The 20,077-nt window shown below is 72.1% G+C and carries 17 protein-coding genes; 9 read left to right on the top strand and 8 right to left on the bottom strand.

Going from position 1 to position 20,077, the window contains the following annotated elements; genetic code table 11:
• Nucleotides 1–7 precede the first annotated feature (7 nt).
• On the bottom strand, nt 8–679 hold the full coding sequence (locus AB0K37_RS09900; protein WP_363977548.1) for a DNA alkylation repair protein: 672 nt from the start codon (nt 677–679) through the stop codon (nt 8–10).
• A 343-nt stretch (nt 680–1,022) separates the two neighbouring features.
• On the opposite strand from AB0K37_RS09900, the gene AB0K37_RS09895 reads away from it, so the two are divergent.
• The 3 genes from AB0K37_RS09895 (at nt 1,023) to AB0K37_RS09885 (ending at nt 4,326) form a co-directional block, all read left to right on the top strand.
• Nucleotides 1,023–1,724, top strand: coding sequence for a DUF899 family protein (locus AB0K37_RS09895; protein ID WP_363977545.1), 702 nt, complete (start codon nt 1,023–1,025; stop codon nt 1,722–1,724).
• A gap of 93 nt (nt 1,725–1,817) precedes the next feature.
• Nucleotides 1,818–3,041 (top strand): cytochrome P450, encoded by a 1,224-nt coding sequence (locus AB0K37_RS09890; protein ID WP_363977542.1) that lies wholly within the window; start codon nt 1,818–1,820, stop codon nt 3,039–3,041.
• A 160-nt stretch (nt 3,042–3,201) separates the two neighbouring features.
• Nucleotides 3,202–4,326, top strand: coding sequence for a nucleotide disphospho-sugar-binding domain-containing protein (locus AB0K37_RS09885; RefSeq protein WP_363977539.1), 1,125 nt, complete (start codon nt 3,202–3,204; stop codon nt 4,324–4,326).
• On the opposite strand, the gene AB0K37_RS09880 is transcribed toward AB0K37_RS09885, so the two are convergent.
• Genes AB0K37_RS09880 through AB0K37_RS09870 form a run of 3 tightly spaced genes read right to left on the bottom strand, consistent with a single transcriptional unit; the run spans nt 4,307 to nt 8,691 of the window.
• Nucleotides 4,307–5,545, bottom strand: a complete 1,239-nt coding sequence (locus AB0K37_RS09880; protein WP_363977536.1) for a DUF885 domain-containing protein — start codon at nt 5,543–5,545, stop codon at nt 4,307–4,309. The two genes, AB0K37_RS09885 and AB0K37_RS09880, sit on opposite strands and share 20 nt — an antisense overlap.
• A 39-nt stretch (nt 5,546–5,584) precedes the next feature.
• Nucleotides 5,585–7,357 (bottom strand): ABC transporter substrate-binding protein, encoded by a 1,773-nt coding sequence (locus AB0K37_RS09875; protein WP_363977533.1) that lies wholly within the window; start codon nt 7,355–7,357, stop codon nt 5,585–5,587.
• On the bottom strand, nt 7,354–8,691 hold the full coding sequence (locus AB0K37_RS09870; protein ID WP_363977530.1) for an aminotransferase class V-fold PLP-dependent enzyme: 1,338 nt from the start codon (nt 8,689–8,691) through the stop codon (nt 7,354–7,356). Before AB0K37_RS09870 ends, AB0K37_RS09875 begins: the two co-directional genes overlap by 4 nt.
• 347 nt (nt 8,692–9,038) lie before the next feature.
• Between AB0K37_RS09870 and AB0K37_RS09865 the strand changes: the two genes are divergently transcribed.
• A complete protein-coding gene (locus AB0K37_RS09865; protein WP_363977527.1) occupies nt 9,039–10,733 on the top strand; it encodes an ABC transporter substrate-binding protein in 1,695 nt (564 codons plus the stop codon).
• A 15-nt stretch (nt 10,734–10,748) separates the two neighbouring features.
• Here AB0K37_RS09865 and AB0K37_RS09860 read toward each other — a convergent pair whose 3' ends face one another.
• Nucleotides 10,749–11,753 carry a methyltransferase gene (locus AB0K37_RS09860; protein WP_363977524.1) on the bottom strand — a complete coding sequence of 335 codons (1,005 nt, stop codon included), beginning with the start codon at nt 11,751–11,753 and terminating at the stop codon, nt 10,749–10,751.
• A 129-nt stretch (nt 11,754–11,882) separates the two neighbouring features.
• Here AB0K37_RS09860 and AB0K37_RS09855 point away from each other — a divergent pair, with 129 nt between their 5' ends.
• The 3 genes from AB0K37_RS09855 to AB0K37_RS09845 all read left to right on the top strand — a co-directional run bounded on the left by AB0K37_RS09855 (nt 11,883) and on the right by AB0K37_RS09845 (nt 15,105).
• Complete coding sequence (locus AB0K37_RS09855; RefSeq protein WP_363977521.1) at nt 11,883–12,644, top strand: class I SAM-dependent methyltransferase; 762 nt, start codon at nt 11,883–11,885, stop codon at nt 12,642–12,644.
• Nucleotides 12,645–12,676: 32 nt separating this feature from the next.
• Nucleotides 12,677–13,876 (top strand): macrolide family glycosyltransferase, encoded by a 1,200-nt coding sequence (locus tag AB0K37_RS09850; protein WP_363977518.1) that lies wholly within the window; start codon nt 12,677–12,679, stop codon nt 13,874–13,876.
• Between the two features lie 80 nt (nt 13,877–13,956).
• Nucleotides 13,957–15,105 (top strand): DegT/DnrJ/EryC1/StrS family aminotransferase, encoded by a 1,149-nt coding sequence (locus AB0K37_RS09845; RefSeq protein ID WP_363977515.1) that lies wholly within the window; start codon nt 13,957–13,959, stop codon nt 15,103–15,105.
• A 31-nt stretch (nt 15,106–15,136) separates the two neighbouring features.
• Here AB0K37_RS09845 and AB0K37_RS09840 read toward each other — a convergent pair whose 3' ends face one another.
• The 3 genes from AB0K37_RS09840 to AB0K37_RS09830 all read right to left on the bottom strand — a co-directional run bounded on the left by AB0K37_RS09840 (nt 15,137) and on the right by AB0K37_RS09830 (nt 17,764).
• Nucleotides 15,137–15,412: a MoaD/ThiS family protein gene (locus AB0K37_RS09840; protein ID WP_363977512.1), complete on the bottom strand. Its 276-nt coding sequence runs from the start codon at nt 15,410–15,412 to the stop codon at nt 15,137–15,139.
• A gap of 9 nt (nt 15,413–15,421) precedes the next feature.
• Nucleotides 15,422–16,330, bottom strand: coding sequence for an SUMF1/EgtB/PvdO family nonheme iron enzyme (locus tag AB0K37_RS09835; RefSeq protein ID WP_363977509.1), 909 nt, complete (start codon nt 16,328–16,330; stop codon nt 15,422–15,424).
• An 81-nt stretch (nt 16,331–16,411) separates the two neighbouring features.
• The gene (locus tag AB0K37_RS09830) at nt 16,412–17,764 is read right to left on the bottom strand and encodes a nucleotide sugar dehydrogenase (RefSeq protein WP_363977506.1); all 1,353 of its coding nucleotides are present in this window, start codon (nt 17,762–17,764) and stop codon (nt 16,412–16,414) included.
• 217 nt (nt 17,765–17,981) lie between these two features.
• Between AB0K37_RS09830 and AB0K37_RS09825 the strand changes: the two genes are divergently transcribed.
• Both AB0K37_RS09825 and AB0K37_RS09820 read left to right on the top strand, forming a co-directional pair.
• Nucleotides 17,982–18,776, top strand: coding sequence for a crotonobetainyl-CoA--carnitine CoA-transferase (locus tag AB0K37_RS09825; protein ID WP_363977503.1), 795 nt, complete (start codon nt 17,982–17,984; stop codon nt 18,774–18,776).
• Complete coding sequence (locus AB0K37_RS09820) at nt 18,769–20,076, top strand: cysteine desulfurase (RefSeq protein ID WP_363977500.1); 1,308 nt, start codon at nt 18,769–18,771, stop codon at nt 20,074–20,076. Before AB0K37_RS09825 ends, AB0K37_RS09820 begins: the two co-directional genes overlap by 8 nt.
• Nucleotide 20,077: the final 1 nt, after the last annotated feature.

Below are 20,077 nucleotides of genomic sequence, written 5' to 3'. Positions count from 1 at the left end.
GGACTTCCTACTTCGCCTTCTTCCTGCCCACCACTTCGTTGATCCAGATAGGCACGTACGGAGACGTGCAGTTCGGGGGAGTGGGGTAGTCCTTGAGCACCTCCAGGCGCTCGCCGATCTCGATCGCGCGGACGCGGTGCTCCTCGTGCTTGATCCCGATGTTGCCCAGGCAGTCGTTCATCGCCCACTGCAGGCGATCCGGGGCGCCCTTCATCTCCGCCTCGATGACGTCGAGCAGCTTGCCGAGGTCGAGGCCGCCGGGCTTGCGCATCACGCGCTCGGTGGTCAGCGCCCATCCGGCGCTCGCGATCACCGGATCCGCGTCGTCGAGCCACGCCAGGCGCAGATCCTCGGAGTGCGGGCTCTTCTTCACCACGTAGTTCACGAGCCAGTCCTGCACCTTCGGGGTGCGCGCCTCGCGCAGCATGGCGTCCAGTTCGTCGCGCTCGAACTCCTTGGGGCGGCAGACCAGGGTCGCGAGCAGCCGCGCCGAACTGTCGCCGGTCTTCCAGAGCTCGCGCGCGAGGTCCTGCTGCGTCTTCAGCCGCTTCGCGAGCGCGCGCAGCTTGCCGAGGTTCACGCCGTGGTCGTCGCCGCGCTTCTCGTTCACCTCGCGCGCCTTGGGGTCCTCCAGCTCGGCCAGCTCGGCCATCACGTCGGCCACCGCGGTCCCGGCCATCTCAGCCTCCTGTGCCTCGAATCACGAGCGTCTGAGAATATATGCTTAGTTGACTAATTGTCGCAATAACGAGCTTAACATGCGGCGTGTTTCCATTCAACTCTCCCGGACTCCGTGGAGAGGAATTTCGCCTTGCTTATGCGAAGCGGTTGCTATGCAGTGGATCGCGGCGTATCTGCTGATCTCATGCCGTTTTGGGAACGGCGAGGCGGCCGAGACGGCGCGTGCTCCCTGACCGCCGCGCCCGCCGGATGGGACCGAACCGCGCGCGCCGGCGGGTTCATTATCGTAGAGTCCGATATGGAATTGACCCATGCCGCCCACGGACTCGAAGGGGCCAGTGATGAGCGACGACGAGCCGGAGATCGCGCCGATGTGGCCGGTCGGCACGAGCCGGGAGTACATCGACGCGCGGATCGAACTGGCGAAGGCCGAAAGGCGGCTACGCGACCGGGTCGAGGAGGTCGCCGCCGCGCGGCGCCGGATGCCCCGGGGCGCCGAGCTCGGCGACTACGCCCTCACCGAGGGGCCGGCGGATCCGGAGAAGGACGAGCCGACCGCTTCGGTGTCGCTGCGCGACCTGTTCGGCGACCGCGAGACCCTCGTCGTCTACCACCTCATGTTCCACCCCGACGACGAGGCGGCGTGCCCGATGTGCTCGATGTGGGTGGACGGCTTCAACGGCGTCGCCGCGCACCTGGCGCAGCACACCGCCTTCGCCGTCGTCGGCAAGGCGCCCCTGCCGAAGCTGCGCGCCTGGGCGCGGCGGAGAGGGTGGGACGCCGTGCGCGTCCTGTCCAGCCACGGCACGACGTTCAACGCCGACATGCACGCCGAGCGTCCGGACGGGGCGCAGCGGCCCATGATCAGCGTCCTGGTCCGTGAGGGCGGGCGGGTCCGCCACTTCTACACGCTTCCGGCCGACTTCCTCGACGGCGCCCAGCGCGGCATCGACCTGCTCTCCCCGGTGTGGAACGTGCTCGACCTGCTGCCCGGCGGCCGCGGCGACTGGTACGCCGGAAACGCCTACGCCGGGCGCGGCTGAGCTCCGGCACCCCGCCGGTCGATCGGAACGCCCCCCGATTCTCGGGCCAACTCGGTATATGTTTTCATAGTACCGAGCTGATCGGGGGTCCCGATGACGAGTCAGCCCGCGCCCGACGCCGGCGTCTTCCCCGTCCCGCGCGCGTGCCCGTTCGCCCTGCCGCCGGAGTACGAGCGGCTGCTGTCGGGGAGGCGCGCTGCCCGCGCCCGCATGGCCGGGGGGAACTCGGCGTGGCTGGTCGCGCGGCACGAGGACGCGCGGAAGGTCCTCAGCGATCCGAGGATGAGCGTCGATCGCCGCCGCGAGGGCTTCCCCCGGTTCGCCCCCGTCACCGAGGAGGAGCGGCAGGCGTCCTTCCGCGGCTTCCGGCCGCCGATGAACTGGATGGACCCGCCCGAGCACACCGCCGCCCGGCGGTCCGTCCGCGCCGAGTTCTCGCCCGCGCGGACGGAGGCGCTGCGCCCGCGGGTCCAGGAGATCGTCGACCGGCGGCTGGAGCTGATGGCGGCCGCCCCGCGCCCGGTCGACCTGGTGCGCGAGCTGGCGGTCCCGGTTCCGTCGCTGGTGATCTGCGAGCTTCTCGGGGTGCCCTACTCCGCGCACGGCCACTTCGAGGAGCGCACCGGGCGGATGTTCAGCCACGCCACCCCGGCCGCGGAGCGCACCCGGGCGGCGCACGAGATCCGGTCCCTGCTGGCCGAAGTGGTGGCGGACAAGGAGCGCGACCCGCCCGACGACCTCCTCGGCCGCCTCATCGCCCGGGGGCGCCGGGAGGGCGCGGCCGACCGCGAGGCGGTCGTCAGCATGGCGTTCGTGCTGCTCGTCGCCGGGCACTCCACCACCGCCGACATGATCGCGCTCGGCGCCCTGACCCTGCTGGAGCATCCGGACCAGCTCGCGTCGATGCTCGCCGACCCCGCCAGGACACCGCTCGCCGTCGACGAGCTGCTGCGGTACCTGACGGTCGTCAACGCCTCGACCGCGCGCACGGCGCTGGCCGACGTCGAGGTGGGCGGCGTCACGGTGCGGGCGGGGGAGGGCGTGGTGGTGCTGGGCCCGGCCGCCAACCGCGATCCGGAGGTGTTCGAGCGGCCGGACGAGTTCGACGTCGGGCGCGGCGGCGGGCGGCACCTGGCGTTCGGCGCCGGCCGGCACCGGTGCCTCGGGCACCGCCTCGCGAGGATGGAGCTGCAGATCGTGTTCGACGCCCTCTTCCGGCGCCTGCCGGGCCTGCGGCTGGCGGTCCCGTTCGGGGAGCTGTCGTTCAAGGAGAAGGCGAACATCTACGGGGTGCGCGAGCTCCCGGTCACCTGGTGAGCCGCCCCCGCCTCCGCACCGCCGCGGATATTGAACGAGCGAAGATCGTAGTTTAAGTTCATATAGTGAAGTCCGCGTGCCGCGGCGCCCGCTCCGGGTGCCGTCCGGTCCCGTCGCGGACGGGGGCACCGGTAGAAGGGATCTTCCGGATATGCGCGTGATGTTCTGCTCTCACCCAGGTCTCGGTCACTTCTTCCCGCTCGTCCACCTCGCCTGGGCGTTCCGTACCGCGGGCCACGAGGTGATCGCCACGATCGCGGGGCCCACCGAGGGCGCGGCGGGCTCCGGCGTGGAGATCGTCGACGCCGCTCCCGGCTTCAGCATGGAGGCCGTCAACGAGCGGCTGGCCCGCGAGCACCCGGAGTTCGTCCGAACGGTCGCCACCAAGCCGGCGATCAACCTCGACGAGTGGGGGCCCGGGTTCGCCGCGATCAACCGTCCCCTGATCGACGGCATGGTGGCGCTGGCCGACGACTGGGGCCCGGACCTGGTGGTCTACGACCAGGGCACCACCGCGGGCCTGTTCGCGGCGGCCCGCGCCGGGGCACCCGCCGTGCAGCGGAACGTGAGCGCCTGGCGCACCCGGGGCATGCACGAGGCCGCCGAGGCCTACCTCCCCGACGTCTGCGAGCGGTACGGCGTGTCCATCTCCAAGCCGGCCGTCACCATCGAGGAGTTCCCGCCCAGCATGCTGGCCGGCGAGCAGCCCGAGGGATGGTTCATGCGCTGGCTGCCGCACAGCGGAGGATCGGTCGTCGGAGACCGGCTGCCCCAGCCCTCCGGGCGGCCGCGGATCGCCGTGAGCATGGGAACGGTCGAGCTCCAGATGCTGGGCACCGGGACCATGCGCACGATCATCGACGCGGCCGCCGGCGTCGACGCGGAGTTCGTGCTGGCGCTCGGCGGGGTCGACATCGGCTCGCTCGGCCCGCTGCCGGACAACGTCAGCTCCGTCGGCTGGATCCCGCTGCACTTCCTGCTGGGCACGTGCACCGCCATCGTCCACCACGGCGGCGGAGGGACGGCCCTGACCGCGATCGACGCCGGCATCCCGCAGCTCATCACGCCCGACCCCAGGGACCTTTTCCAGCACACGACCCTGGAGGCGGTGCGGAAGCGGGGCATCGGGTTCGTGAGCGAACGCGAGGACGTCGACGCCGACCTGCTGACCCGCCTGATGACCGACGAGGGCGTCCGCGCCGCCACCGCGGAGGTTCAGCGGGAGATGGCGACGCTGCCCACGCCCGCCGCCACCGCCCAGCGCATCATCGAGTACCTGTTCTGAGGCCCGGAGAGCTCGCGGATTCCAGGTCCGCGCGCAGGTCGGACGGCAGCAGCGGCTCGTCGAGAAGCCTCTGGTAGCGCTCGACGAGGGACGTCCGGCCCGTCCCGGCGCCGAGCCACGCGCCCACCAGTCGCGGGCCCTCGATGTAGGTCACCGAGTAGGCGCGCCAGAGCGGGTCGGTGAGGAACCGCGTCATCCGCCGGGCGTGGTCCGGAGGCACCAGGAGCCACCGTTCCAGATAGTCGGTGACCTGGTCGGGGTCGGCTCCGCGGTCGTGGAGCATGATGGCCGCGTCCTGGCGGGCGGGCATCAGCAGGCGGATGAGCCGCAGGATCTCCTCCACCAGCTCGCCCTCGACCCGGACGCCCTCGCCGGCCAGGATGTCGGCGGTCCAGCGGCCCCAGCCCGGGCCCGGCACCGCCGCGTCGGCCATCTCGGCGGTCCCCTCCGCCATGAGGCACTGCGGGGTGTTGACCAGCGAGATCAGGTGCTCGTCGTGGCCGGCGCCGCCGACGAGGCCGGCCTCCTTGCGGCAGTGCTCGGTGTGGTGCCCGGGGTAGGCCTCGTGGATCGCCAGCAGCGGCAGGGCGGCGACGGTCCGGCCCGCCTCCGCGTTGAGCTCCACCCTGGAGCGGAAACCGCCGAGGTAGCGGTTGAAGGCGTTCCACGGCTTGTCGTGCACCACCACGTACTCGACGCTCTCCTGCTCCGGCAGGCCGAACACGGTGCGGGTCATGGCGCGCAGCTCGCCGGACACCGCCTGGACGGCCCGTGCCAGCCGGTCCGGGGGGACGGCGTTGCGCTCGTAGAACGCCGCGGTCCGGGCACGCAGGTCCCCGGAGCCCGGCAGCAGCGCGCCGATCGCGTCGTGGATCTCCGCGTAGCGGTCGGGTTCGCCGGGTTCGATGTCGACCTCGAAGTACGTCCGGACCTCGTCCCGGAAGGGGATCTCCTCCCCGGCCATCCGGCGGGCCGCGCAGTTCAGCGCGGCGAGCTGCGCGGACAGGAACCGGCGCCGCGGCTCGGCCAGGCCGCTGTCCGGGAGGGCGGCCAGCAGCCGGGCCGACCGGGCCGCCAGCCCGGACGCGTCGGGCCTGGGTTCGGCGTCCACCCGGCGGGCCAGCTCCGGGTCGCCGTACCAGGAGTCGACGAACCCGTCGGCGAGCCGGCCGAACCGCAGCCCGAGGCTGAGGTACTCGGTCACCACCTCTTCACGCATTGCGCGCTCCCTGGATCGCCGCCGTGCGGTCCGCCACTGTCATCCCGCAGGGGTGTCCGGCGGGTCGGCCGGCGGGTCGAGCCAGACGCCGGCGAGGTCGTAGGCGTGGCCGAACGCGGGCATCGGGACCGCGCCCCGCACCCGCGGGCCGCGCAGGCACGGGACGGCCGGCCGCTGGAACAGGATGGGCACGACCGCGGCGTCTTCCAGCACCGTCCGCTCGGCCTGGTTCCAGGCTGCCGTCGACCGCGCCGGCTCCTCGATCGTGGCGAGGGCCCGCTCGATCAGGCGGTCGACCTCCGGACGGCGGTAGCGGCCGAGGTTCGCGGAGTTGCGGGAGTCGCCCGACTGGAACATCGGCTGCAGGAAGACCCGGCCGTTGGCGGGGTACCAGTCCGGCGACCATGACGCGGCCGCGAGGTCCCACGCGCCCGCCGCAGCGCGCCGCGGATCCCCGAGAAGGGCGTCCCGGGCGTCGTGGTCGAGCGCCATCAGCCGGACGGTGACGCCGGCCTTCTCCAGGTCGGCGGCGTACGACCGCGCGACCGCGGCGTCCAGGCCGGTGTCGAGATGGACCGCGGTGAGCGCCAGGCCGCTCCCGTGGCCCGCCTCGGCCAGCAGCGCCCGGCACTTGGCCGCGTCCCCCCGGCTCCCGGGGGTCGCGTAGAGGTCGAGCTCCTGGCGCGCGTCGTTGCCCGGCGGCACGACGGAGCCGGCGATCCGCACCAGCGCACCGCTGCCGGACCGCCGGTACAGGTCGGCGATCGCCGCCTTGTCGATCGCGTACGAGAGCGCCCGGCGCACCCGGACGTCGGCCAGCGCGCCGCCCGCGGCGGGGCTCTCGACGTTGAAGACGAGGTACGGGTCGAGGGAGAGGCCGAGGCCGTCGCCCGGATCGCCCGGCTCGGCGTCGTGCGGCTCGGCGATCCGCACGCCCCAGGGCAGGTCGGCCGCGCCCGACGCGACCCGTGCGGCGACGTGTTCGGGCGCCGCGTCCCCGACCGTGATCTCGATGCCGTCCAGATGCCGGCGCCGGAGCGGGTCGGACTCCTGCCGCCAGACCGGGTTGGGTTCAAGCCGCAGCTCGCGGCCGGGGACCAGATGGACCGGCCGGTACGGCCCGTTGCTCCGGAGGTTGCGGTGCAGTTCCGGGCTGCCGGGCAGGAACGCGTCGTACTCGACCGGCACGGGCGACGCGCACGGCAGGGCCATGATGGCGGCGAAGTCGATGGCCGGCCGCATGAGCTCGATGACCAGCGACTCGTCGTCCAGGACGAGGACGCCGGGGATGTCGTGGGAGTTCTGGAAGGCGGCCAGTTCCTCGGCGGTCGGGTCGTCGCGGCGGATCGCCGCGGCGTAGTCCTCGCAGTACCGCGCCATGCCCCTGATCGTGCTGGTGAAGTAGGGCAGAGCGGCGGGCCTCGTGAGCGGGTTGGCCAGCCGCTTCAGCCCGCGCACGACGTCGTGCGCCGTGACCTCCCGGGCGGGCGCGGTGTCCCAGAACACGCCGCGGCGCAGGTGCACCACGTAGTTCGTGTGCCGCGCGCCCATCCCGGTGTTGTAGGTGGACGGGACGTCGGTCGCGAGGTCGGGCGCCGGGGCGATGGCCCGCCAGTCGCGCAGGTCCGGCGCGGGGGCGTAGCCGAACAGCTGCCGGGCGAACAGCCTGATGACCTGGTCGGCGGGCGCCTGGTGGGAGGCCGAGGGGTCGAGGCGGTGGACGGGGGCCGGGCCGTGGAGGCGGAGCGTCCCGCCGGGCCGCGGCAGGTCCTCGCTCCACCGGGCGGCCTGGGGCCGCTCGGACACGGTCATGACATCTCCTCGCCGAGGCGGGCCATGATGCCGATGGCCCGGTCGATCTCCTCGCGGGTGTTGAACAGGTGGGTGCAGACCCGCGCCGCGTAGTGCTGGTGCGGCGAGCCCGGGACGTCGAACTCGGTCCACCGGATCCAGATGCGGTGCTCCCGCTCCAGCCGGTCGGTGAACGCGGTGAACTTCTTGATGTTCCAGGCGGCCTCGGGGTCGCGGAACGGGTTGAAGGCGATGAGGGGGGACTTCAGCAGCGGGTCCTCGCCGGGAGAGAAGATCGACTCCTTGCCGAAGGCCTCCACGAGGCGCCCCCGGGCGTGGTCGCCGAGCTCCATCGCCCGCCTCTCGATGCGGTCCCGGCCGATCTCGTCCCAGATCTCGCAGGCCCGCGCCAGCGCGGCGCCGCGGGCGATGCTGGCGCTGCCGGCGCTCTGCACGTACAGGGCGGTGTCGTCGCTCTCGACCCTTGTCCTCGTCCGCGGCGGAGGACTGCCGATCATCGGGTACCAGGTGGAGATCACCGGCCAGAACGTCGGCAGCGGAAGCGGGTTGTACTCCGGGAAGACCTTGTTGCGGAGGTAGAGGATGCCGGTTCCCAGCGGGCCGCACTGGAACTTCGACCCCGAGCACGCGATGAAGTCGGCGCCGAGCGCCCGCATGTCCAGGTTCACGAGGCCGGGCAGCAGCGCGCCGTCGATCACGGTGGTCAGGCCGTGCCGCTGCGCCAGCTCGCACAGCCTGCGCATCGGCATCATCGTGCCGGTGAACAGGGTGATCCCGGCGAACGCGAGCACCTTGGTGCGCGGGGTGATGGCCGCCTCGAAGAGATCGACGATCTCGTCGGCCGTGACGCCGTAGCCGGTCGGCATGGTCAGCGTCTTGATCGTCAGGCCGTACCGGTTCCGGACGAGGTTGAAGTTCGAGAGCACCGAGTAGCACTCGTGGCTCGTGGTGACCACCTCGTCGCCCTCGTGGAGGTCGAGCCCCTGGATGATGCGGGCGACGCCCTCGGTGGCGTTGTGGCAGATCACGATCTCGTCCTGGTCGACGCCGAACGCCCGGCCGATGAGGGCGCGGTGCTCGTAGTACCCGGACGGCTTGTAGACGTCGGCGAGCCCGCCGGTCCACTCGCGGGTCACCCGGTCCATCGTGTCGAGCACCTCGTAGGGCATCGCGCCGACGGTGCCGGTGTTGAGGTGGATGGTGGTCGGATCCAGGGCGAACATCTCGCGGATGCTCTCCCAGGGCGCGTCGCGGAGCCGCCGCGGCGCTCCGCCGTCCGCCGCCCCGGCCGGGTCCGGGACGCTGCGCTCGCCGGGCTTCACGGACTGTGTCACGAGTGACCCCCTCCACGTGCGGATGACCAGTCTCCCTCACAATACAATATGTTTTTGAAGTTACTCGCCCAATGAACCCCGGATGAGGGCATTCCGTCCGCTGGAGCCCGGGGACTGCACCTGACTTCGTCCGCCTGGGCGATGGCCGCCATGAACGGAGGTGAGCGCGGAGGCCGGGTGGTGTGGGGGAGGGCGATCGGCCCGGTCCAGGGGGAGCGGGGGAGAGGCGTGAGCGGGGGATGACCTCCCTATTGTGCTTTAAGAAACGATGGTAATCTCCGGCGTGGGACAGGTGGGGCGCCGGCGTCGGCCGCGGGGCCCGGTGACGCGCAGGGAGGGTGATCGGTGTGGAGCCTCGTTACGGCGGTACTCTCCGCTACTTCGGACCGGGCGGAATGGACCATGTCGATCCGGCCTGCGCCTATTACGCCTTTTCGCATCAGATCATCAGGCTGTTCGCCCGGCAGTTGTTCGGCTATCCGACGGCCGTGGACGAGAGCGCCCTGACCCCGGTCCCCGATGTCGCCGCGGAATCGCCGACGGTCGCCAACGGCGGGATGAGCCCGGACGGGCTGGTGTACCGGATCCGCCTGCGCCCGGGCGTCATGTGGGACACCGACCCGCCGCGCGAGGTGACGGCGGAGGACTTCGTGCGCGGCTTCAAGCGGATGTGCAACCCGGTGGCCGGGGCGGGGGCGATCGCCTACTACACGAGCACGATCAAGGGGATGGCCGAGTTCGCCGAGGGCTACCGGCGGGAGTTCGCCGGACGGACCCCGTCGGCCGCCGACCTGGCCGGTTACCAGAACGCTCACGAGATCGCCGGGTTGCGGGCCGACGGCGACCGCACCCTGGTCGTCGAGCTCGTGCGGCCCGCCAACGACCTGCTGAACCTGCTGTCGATGATGTTCGCGTCCGCCGCGCCGCGCGAGTATGACCAGTTCATCCCGGACAGTGACGAGTTCATCGCCAATATTCGCTCCAACGGCCCGTACCGCCTCACCGGCTATGAGAACGGCCGTTTCCTGACGATGGAGCGGAACCCGGTGTGGCGGCAGGACACCGACCCGCTGCGGCACCAGTACGTCGACGGCCTGGACGTGCGGATGGCGCGCGTCGACGACGACCGGGTGCGGGAGGCGATCCGGAGCGGGGAGGCCGACCTCTCGTGGGGCGCGCCGGTCATCAGCGAGGACCGCCGCCCCCCGGACGCGGACCGGCATCTCGGCTACGCGATGAACCCGTATCTGGTGTTCAACATGAAGAGCCCGAACGAGGGCGGGGCGCTGCGCGACGTCAGGGTGCGCAGAGCCGTCGCGTACGCCGTCGACAAGGCCTCCATGGTCAGGCTGCTCGACGACATGGACCTCGGGACGGTGACCCAGACGGCGCACACGGCGATCCCTCCGGGCAACTTCGGGCACCGCGAGTACGACCGCTATCCCACGCCGGGCGACCACGGCGATCCGGCGAAGGCGCGGGCGCTGCTCGCCGAGGCCGGGTACCCCGACGGCCTCACCCTCAGGGCCCTCTACCGCGCCGACGCCCCCCACGCCGACATCGCGCGGTACTACGCCGCCGACCTGGAGAAGGCGGGGTTCACGGTCGAACTGCGGTTGATCAGCCAGCCCGACGAGTACTACCGGTTCCTGCAGAACCCGGCCATGGCCGAGGCCGGCGAGTGGGACATCACGGCGGCCGCGTGGACGCCCGACTGGTTCGGCAACAACGGCCGTGCCTACGTCCAGCCGATGTTCCAGTCCAACTTCGCCGCCGGCACCAGCAACTACGGCGGCTACCGCAACCCCGAGGTCGACCGCCTCATCGAGGAGGCCCTGTCCGAACAGGACCCGGCGCGGGCGGAGGAGCTGTGGCACCGGATCGACCGGCAGGTCATCGAGGACGTCGCGATCGTGCCCGTCCTGGCGTGCGAGCCGACCATCCCCCACATGACCAGCGCGCGCGTGCGCAACGGCCTGCCGCTGCCGCAGGTGGACCGCTGGCTCGACGCGGCCTGCATCTGGCTGGACCCGCCCGACTGACGCCCCGGGCGGCGGTCAGCGCGGCACGCCCTCGGCGATCGACATGACCGAGGCGGTGGGCAGGACGCGGGCGAGCCGCAGGCCGGCGGCCTCGAACAGCGGGTGCAGTTCCGCCTCGGTGCGCTCCTGCCCGGTGCGCGCCGCGAGCATCATGAAGTCCATCGGCTTGCTCTGGTGGGCCTCGTTGCCGGCCGGGATGATCGCGTCGACGGCGAGGACCCGCCCGTCCGGCTTCATCGCCCGGCGGCAGTTGCGCAGGATCGCCACGCACTTCTCGTCGTCCCAGTTGTGCAGGATCCGCTTGATCAGGTAGACGTCCCCGGTGGGGACGGAGGCGAAGAAGTCCCCGTCGGCGATCTGCCAGCGGCCGGCGATGTCGTCGCCGCCCAGCAGGTGGTGGCCGAGCACGTGCTCCTCCCGGTCGAGCAGGACGCCGTGCAGCCCCGGGTGCTTGCGCAGCACGGCGCGCAGGAACCCGCCCTTCCCGCCGCCGACGTCGACGACCGTGCCCGTCGGGGGGAACGCGTAGCTTCCGGCGACGAGGGCGTTCTCGGCCTCGGAGACCGTCGCCATGCCGTCGTAGAAGAGCGCCTCGGTGTCGGGGTTCTCCGCGAAGTAGCCGCCGATCGTCGTGCCGAAGAGCTGTTCGAACGTCGTCGCCTCGTCCCGGGCGACGGTCGCGGCCTCGTGGGCGACGCTCCAGAACATCCGGTCGGTGAACATCAGGATCCCGGCGCGGGCGGACATCGGCGCGCCGGCGCGCAGCGCGTCGCCCCTCGCGGTCAGCCGGAACCGCCCCGGCTCGTCCTCGTGGACCACGTCCCGCGCCGCGAGCAGGCGCAGGATCCGGTACAGCGCGCCCTGCCCCGTCCCGGTGGCGGCGGCGAGCTCGGCCGTCGTGCACGGGCCTTCGGCCAGGTGGTCGGCCACACCGAGTTCGGCCGCCGCGCGCAGCGCGGCCGAGTAGGTGAACCCCATCGCCTCCTCGAAGAGGAAGAGCGCGGACTGCTGCGCGTCCATCGGCCTCTGCTCCCTTCCGACGGCAGCCCGCCGTGGTCCGTCCTCGCCAGAGAGTTACTCTATGAATATAAAGTAACTTGGGACGTGTGCAACGGGGGTGGATCAAGGTTGACGCCAGGAGACGCACCGATGGGCTACGGAGCGGCGCACGCCGAACTCTACGATCCCGTGTTCCGCAGCCGCGGGAAGGATTTCGAGGCGGAGGCCGAGGGGCTGAACCGCCTGGTCCGGTCCCGGCTGCCGGGAGCGCGGTCCCTGCTCGACGTCGCGTGCGGCACCGGAGCCCATCTGGAGAACCTCGCCAAGCACTTCGACCACGTGGAAGGCCTCGACCACTCGCCCGCCATGCGGGAGGTCGCGCGGGGGCGGCTGCCCAGCGTCGCGGTGCACCCCGGCGACATGCGGGATTTCGAGCTCCACCGGACCTTCGACGTCGTCACCTGCATGGGCAGCGGCCTCGCCGAAGCCGAGTCGCCCGAGGAGATGGCCGGCTCGGTCGCCCGGATGTCGGCGCACCTCGCTCCGGGCGGGGTCCTCATCGTCGAGCCGTGGTACTTCCCTGACAACTTCCTCGACGGGCACGCCGCCGGGCACCTGTTCCGGGAGGACGGGCGGGTGGTCTCCCGGATGACGCACTCGGCGAGACGCGGGGACAGGAGCCGCGTGGAGATCAGGTTCATGATCGTGGACTCGTCCGGGTTCCGGGAGTTCACCGAGGTGGTCGTCAAGTACCTGCTTCCCCGGGAGCGGTACGAGGCCGCCTTCGAGCGGGCCGGCTGCACCGTCGAGTTCGTGCCCGGCTTCTCGCTGGCCGACGGCCGCCCGAACAGCCCCGGGCTCTTCGTCGGAGTCCGTGCGGGGGAGCCGACCGGACCCGACCGTCACGCTTGACTTTCATATAGTCAAAGCTTGATGCTACCGCCATGCGGAGCGCAGCGGCCCACCGAATCGCCCTTGTCAACGTCGCCAACCACGGCAGCGTGCTTCCCACCCTTCCCGTGGTGGCGGAGCTGGTCCGGCGCGGCCACGACGTCGGCTACGTGACGTCGCCGGAGTACGTCGGGATGGTCGAGCGGGCCGGCGCGACGGCGATCCCCTACGAGTCGGGGGCCTCCGGCGCGGCCGAGGCGTTCGCGGACGACGACCCCGCCCGGCCGCACCTGCTGTACCTCGCGGAGAACGAGGCGATCCTGCGGGCGGCGCACGCGCACTACGGCGAGGACGCGCCGGACCTGGTGCTGTACGGGGAGGTGCCGATCATCGCCGGCCAGGCGCTGGCGGCCGTCTGGAAGCGCCCCGCGTGCCGGATCAACCCGGGCTTCGCCTCCAACCACGCCTACTCCTACTCGCGGGAGATGATCGAGGAGACCGGCGGCGTCGACGAGCGCACGCGGGGCGTCGTCGACGCGAAGCTGGCCGGCCTCCTCGCCGGGTACGGCCTGCGCGACCGGGCGGGGGAGTTCGCCGAACGCGTCGAGGGCCTCAACCTGGTCCTCATCCCGCGCGAGTTCCAGATCGCGCGGGACACCTTCGACGAGCGGTTCGCGTTCGTCGGGCGCTCGTCCGCGCCAGAGGACCGGCCCGGTGCGTGGCGGCCCCCGGAGGACGGCTCGCCGGTGGTGCTGATCTCGCTGGGGACGACCTTCAACGACCACCCCGACTTCTACCGGCAGTGCGCGGAGGCGTTCGCGGGCACGCCCTGGCATGTGGTGATGGCCCTGGGGGACCGGGTCGGGGCGGGCGATCTCGGCCCCCTTCCCCCGAACGTCGAGGCGCACCGGTGGGTCTCCCTCCCCGCCGTGCTCGAACACGCGAGCCTGCTCGTCACCCACGGGGGCATCGGAGCCGTGATGGACGCGCTGACCGCGGGCCGGCCGATGGTCGTCGTGCCGTTCACGTTCGACGTCAAGCCGATGGCCCGGCGGGTGGGCGAGCTCGGGCTCGGGACGGTGGTCCCCGCGGCGGAGTTCACCGGCGCGCGGCTGCGCGAGGCGGTGGAGGACCTGGCGGGCGACCGGGCCGCGCTGGAGCGCGTGCGCCGCATGCGCGAGCACGCGGCCCGGGCCGGCGGCGCCGCCCGCGCCGCCGATGTGCTCGAGGCCTATCTCGCACGGGAGCGTTGACCGGGGCGAAGGCCGCGCCTTAACTTTAAAATTAGGTACTAAATACGGCCGGGCGTCGTCCCGAAGAGAGGGAGTCCGCGATGATTCCGCTGTTCAAGGTCGCGATGGCGCCGGACGCGCTCGGCCGGATCTCCGAGGTGCTCGACAGCGGCCGCCTGGAGCACGGGCCCAAGGTGGCCGAGTTCGAGAAGGCCCTGGCGCTGCGCCTCGGCAACCCGCGCGTCCTCGCGGTCAACTGCGGCACCTCCGGTCTCCACCTCGCGCTCAGCATGGTGGCCGACCCCGACCGGTTCCCCGCGACGGCCCAGCCCTCCAGCGACGACGGCGGGCCGGGCGAGGTGCTGAGCACGCCGCTGACCTTCGAGGCGACGAACTGGCCGATCCTGGCCCACGGGCTGCGCGTGCGCTGGGTCGACGTCGATCCGGGCACGCTGACGATCGACCTGGACGACCTCGCCGCGAAGATCTCGCCGGCCACCCGCGCGATCGTCGTCGTCCACTGGCTGGGCTACCCGGTGGACCTGAACCGGCTGCGCGAGATCGTCGACCGGGCCGAGGAGGCCCACGGGTTCCGCCCCGTGGTGATCGAGGACTGCGCGCAGGCGTGGGGCGCGACCTACCGGGGGGCGCCGCTCGGCAACCACGGGAACGTCTGCGTGTACAGCTTCGGCGCCATCAAGATCCTCACCGCCGGGAGCGGCGGGCTGATCGTGCTCCCCGACGACGACCTGCACCGGCGGGCGCGGCTGCGCCGCTGGCTCGGCATCGAGCGGCAGGCCGACCGGGTGCACGGCGACTACGACGTCGCCGAGTGGGGCTACCGCTTCCCGATGAACGACGTCTCCGCCGCGATGGGGCTGTCCAATCTGGAGATCGTCGACGGGCTGCTCGCGCGGACGCGCAGGAACGCCGCCTTCTACGACAAGGAGCTGTCGGGGATCGCGGGCGTCGAGCACACCGAGCGGGCCGACGACCGGGAGCCCTCGTTCTGGGCGTACCCGCTGAAGGTGGAGGACCGCACGTCCTTCATGCGGAAGATGGCCGACGCCGGGATCATGACGAGCGTCATCTCCCGGCGCAACGACGCCCACAGCTGCGTCGCCGCGGCCCGGGAGGAGCTGCCGGGCCTGGACGGCGTGCACGACCGCGTGGTCTACGTGCCCGTCGGCTGGTGGCTGTCCGAGGAGGAGCGCGCCCACATCGCGGACACGATCAGGTCGGGCTGGTGACCGCCGCGGCGGGCCGGGCCCGGCGGGAGGCCTAGCCTCCCGCCAGCGGCGGAATGATCTCGACGCGGCTGCCGGGCGCCAGCTCGACGTCGTCCGGCGCCGTCGTGCGGGGCACCTGCTCGCCGTCGACGAGGAACAGGTGGTAGGGCAGCAGGTCGCCGGCGGGGGAGTAGAGCCGGTAGCCGGCCTCCGGGTGCGAGCGCACGAACGTCTCCAGGAGCTCGCGCAGGTTGGCCGCGGGCAGCTCCGAGCGCACCTTGCCGGAGGTCACGTTGTGCCAGCTGCCGGGGACGATGAGATGGGGCATGGGGCATCCTCACGGGTCGCGGACGCATCGGAAACCACTGGCGAAGCAGGCCCATCCGGTGGGGTCGCCGTGCAGGCGCTCGCTGGTGCGGGCCTGGAAGCGCAGGTTCATCCAGGAGCCGCCGCGGATGACGCGGAACCGGCCCATCACGCTCAGCAGCGACTCGTCGCAGTCGGGCGACGGGCCGTAGAGCCGGCTCGGCGAGGCCGTCCACTCGTAGACGTTGCCCGCCATGTCCGCCACCCCGTAAGGGCTGTCGCCGTGCGGGCTGAAACTGCCGACCGGGGTGGTCAGGGGGATCGGGCCCTGGTCGTTCTGGAGCTCCTTCCACCACGCGCGCCATTCGGCGGCGCTGCGGGCGGCGTCGCCCAGCCGCAGCTCGGTGGTGTTGGTCAGCTCGCGGGACCACTCGTCGCCCCACGGCCACAGCCGGTACTCGGGGCCGCGTGCGGCCAGCTCCCACTCCGCCTCCGTCGGCAGCCGTCCGCCCGCCCACGCGGCGAAGGCCTCGGCGTCCTCGACCGCGATGTGGACGGCGGGGTGGTCGTCCGGCGGGACGTACCCGGAGTCGCGCCCGGCCGGACGGCGCCAGGACGCGCCGGGAGTCCCCTCCCAGTAGTCGGCCCCGTAGACCAGGCTCCAGCCGCGGCGCTCGGCGACCGTTCGGTACCCGGTGGCCTCCACGAAGGCCGCGTACCGGCCGGAGGTGACCGGGTGGCGGTCGATCACGAACGGCGCCACCTCCACGAGCGTCTGCGGGGTCTCGTCGCGGAACCAGGGCGTGGGGAAGGGCTGGTTCTGTTCGGCCAGCCAGTCGAGGACCCACTCGGGTGATCCGAGCCGGAAGGACGCTCCCTCGATGAGGACCGACTCCCCGGCCACCGCCCCGCCGCGCAACGCCGCCTCGTGGTCTGCCACAGCGCCATCCCGTAGATCAGGGTTCTCATCGAGCAGAAACTATATAAACATATAGCATTTGGACACCGCTCGCGTCACGGCTCACCGCCCGATCCCGCGGTAGCCGAACCCGAGGTCGCGGAGCCGCTGGATCGTCTCCGCCCGGTAGTGCATGCGCCCGTCGAAGACCAGGCACGGCATCGCGACCAGCCGCCGCAGCCTCTCCAGGTCGATGCCGTGGAACCGCCGGTGCCCGGCGAGGAAGGCGACGGAGTCGGCGCCCTCCACCGCCTGGTCGAGGTCGTCGGCGGGGGAGCCTCCCACCTCCGCCCGGATCCGCTCCCTGTCCGCGAGGGGGTCGAAGACCCGGACCTCCGCGCCGGCCGCCTGGAGGGCTCGGACCACCCCCCTGGCCGGGGTGTTGCGCAGGTCGCCGGTGTCGTTCTTGAAGGCGGCGCCGAGAACGGCGATCCTCGCCGACGCCAGGTCCTTGCCCAACTTGGCCAGGCCGTCCCGGATGACCTCGTAGGCGTATTCGGGCATGGCGTCGTTGACGTGCCGCGCCGTCTCCACCGTCCGCAGCCGGACGCCGCGGTCGCGGGCGGTGCGCCAGGTCATCGAGGGGTCCTTGGTCAGGCACGGTCCGCCGACGCCCGGGCCGGGCCGCAGGATGTTGACCCGCCCGTCCCCCTTGGGGAGCGAGTTCGCCGCGGCGATCACCTCCATCACGTCGACCTCGAACAGGGCGCAGAACCGGGCGAGCTCGTTGGCCATCGCGACGTTCGCGTCGATCCACCAGTTGTTGGCCAGTTTCACGATCTCGGCGATGTCGGCCGTGGGCACGATCCTGACGGGCACGCCGAGCGCCGCCTTCCAGAACCGCGCCGCCGCCGCCGTGCCGCCGGGGCCGCACCCGCCGACGACGACAGTCAGCTCGCGCAGCTGGGCCAGCGCGTCCCCCTCGGCCAGCCGCTCCGGGCAGTAGGCGAGTCCGAAATCCCGGCCCTCGACCAGGCCGCCGCTCTCCAGCAGCGGAACGACCACCGTGCGCGTGGTCCCCGGGGCGACGGTGCTCTTCAGGATGACCAGCTGGCCGGCGCGCAGCCGGGGCGCGAGCTGCCGGCACGCCTCCTCCAGCTGCGCGGTCATCAGGGCGCCGTTCACGTCGACGGGCGTGCCGACCGTGATGAGCACGACGTCGGCGTCTCCGAGGACGTCGTAGTCGGTCGTGCACGCCAGCCGCCCGCTCGCGACCAACGGGGCCAGCGCCTCGGCGAGTCCGGGCTCGGGGATCGCGCACCGGCCGGCCCGCAGCCCGGCGATCATCGACGCGTCGCTGTCGACGCCGACGACGCTCATGCCGCGCTCGGCCAGCGCCGCCCCGAGGCACGTGCCGATGTAGCCGAACCCCAGGATCGCGATCCGCGGGCTCGGGGAATCAGACAGGAATTCCATGGCCGCCTTCCTCGCCGTTCTCCGCGCCTTCGGCGCTGCCGGGCATAGTTACAATATATTACTGAAGTGATGATGTCCCGGGCTGGCCTGCGAGACCACCGGTCGGCATGCTCGTTCTCTGGGGGCTTCCGGACGTGGTCGTTGGAGTCGTCCGATCAACTGCTATATGATAGTTAAGTGAGTGACCTCGCGCTCGTGACCTCCGGAACGGGAGATGGTGACCGAGGAACGCCCCGCCGGCGTCGACCTGTCCTCGCTGGCACAGCGCCATGTCGACCAGTGGGCCCCCGCGGGCGGGCGCGGCCCCTCGATCGCCCGGCTGGCCCGGACCGCCGTCCGGCTGGACGAGGACTACTGCCGGGCCGTGGCGGCGTACTACGACCGCGCACCGCTGCGCGGCGGCGACGCGGGGCTGCGCCGCCGCTACGACCGGTTGAAGCGCCAGAACCTCCGGCAGTTCCGGTCGATCGTCGAGGCCGGCATCGAGATCGTCCCGTGGCTCGGAGAGGGGCAGCCGTACAAGGGATCACGCGACCTGCGCGAGAGCGTGCACCGGACCGGACGTCTCCACGTCTACCTGACCAGCGCGGGCCACGGGCCGTCGCCGGCCGCCGGCGACCACCCGCTGTCCGGGCCGTCGGGCATCGTGGTCGACGGCGTGGAGTTCTGCCACAACGACCTGTTCCGGGCCGTGCACGACATCTTCGGGCACGTGATGCTCGGCAACGGGTTCGGTCCCAAGGGGGAGTTCCTCGCGGCCTTCTGCCACATGCACACGTACTCCCGGGACGTGCATCCGATCCTGTTCACCGAGCAGATCGGCCAGATCTGCTGGTTCTTCTACGGCCCGCACCTCCTGGACGGCGCGGGCAGGCTGCCGGGACCCGGCGACCCCGGCCACGTGCCGCCGGCCCGCCGCCCGTACCCGGAGCAGAAGGTCTTCGCGTTCCCGGTGCGATTCCTCGACGCGTTCACGAGCCTGTTCCAGCTTGAGAGGAGTCCGGATGACTGACCTGATGCCGCAAGGAGGAGGACCTCCCGTACGGTTCGCGGACCAGGCGTTCCTTCCCAGATCCGTCAGGGACGACTTCCCGATCCTGGCGACCTCGCGGGGCGGCGGGCCGCTGGTCTACCTCGACAACGCCGCGACGGCGCAGAAGCCGCGGGCGGTCCTCGACGCGATCGTCGACTACTACTCGACGGCGAACAGCAACGTGGGCCGCGGGTACTACCGGCTGAGCATGGCCTCCACCGACCGCTACGAGGAGGCGCGCGAGACCGTGCGGCAGGCGCTCGGCGCCGAGCACGCCGACGAGATCGTGTTCACCCGGGGCACCACGGACGCGGTGAACATGGTCGCGGACGGCTTCGGCGCCGGGCTCGTCGGCAGGGGGGACCAGGTCGTCGTCACCGGCATGGAGCACAACTCCAACCTGCTGCCGTGGCGGCGGCTCTGCGAGCGGGCGGGGGCGGAGCTGGTGGTGGCCCCCGTCGACGAGCGGGGCGCCGTCGACGCCGCGGCCTTCGCCGCCGTCCTCGGGCCCCGCGTCCGGATCGCCGCCGTCGCCCATGTGTCCAACGTGCTGGGCACCGTCAACCCGGTGCGCGCGATGGTCGCCGAGGCGCACCGGCGCGGTGTCCCGGTCGTCGTGGACGGAGCCCAGGCGGTGCCGCACGCGCCGGTGGACGTGCGCGGTCTCGACGCCGACTTCTACTGCTTCTCCGGGCACAAGGCCTACGGCCCGATGGGCACCGGGGTGCTGTACGGCAGGCGGGAGCTGCTCGCGGAGCTGCCGCCGTACCAGGTCGGCGGGGGGACGGTGAAGGGGGTGAGCCACACCGCGCCCGTCCGCTACGTCCCCGCGCCCGCCCGGTTCGAGGCGGGCACCCCGAACGTCGCGGGAGCCGTCGGCCTGGCCGCCGCGCTGCGGTACGTCCGCGATCTCGGCTGGGACGCCGTGCGGCGGCATGACGAGGCGCTGGTGCGGTACGCGGTCGAGTCGCTGCGGCGGATCGACGGCGTGCGGGTCGTCGGCGACCCGGCCGCGGCCCCGAGCGGGATCGTGTCGTTCGTCGTCGACGGCGTCCACCCCTACGACGTCGGCGGGCACCTGGACCGGCACGGTGTGGCGGTGCGGAGCGGCGTGCACTGCGCCAGCACCTTCCTGGACGAGATGGGCCTGCTCGGGACCGTGCGGATGTCGTTCGCCGTCTACAACACCGCCGACGAGATCGACGTCGTGGCCGCCGCACTGCGCTCGGTGCGGCCGGGCACCTGGACCGCCGACCACCCGACCACGCGTTTCCTCTGAC

The sequence above is a fragment of the Actinomadura sp. NPDC049753 genome (assembly GCF_040674655.1).
GTDB lineage: Bacteria > Actinomycetota > Actinomycetes > Streptosporangiales > Streptosporangiaceae > Spirillospora > Spirillospora verrucosospora.
Note: the sequence above shows the minus strand (reverse complement) of the source record. Positions and strands in the feature narration are given on the sequence as shown.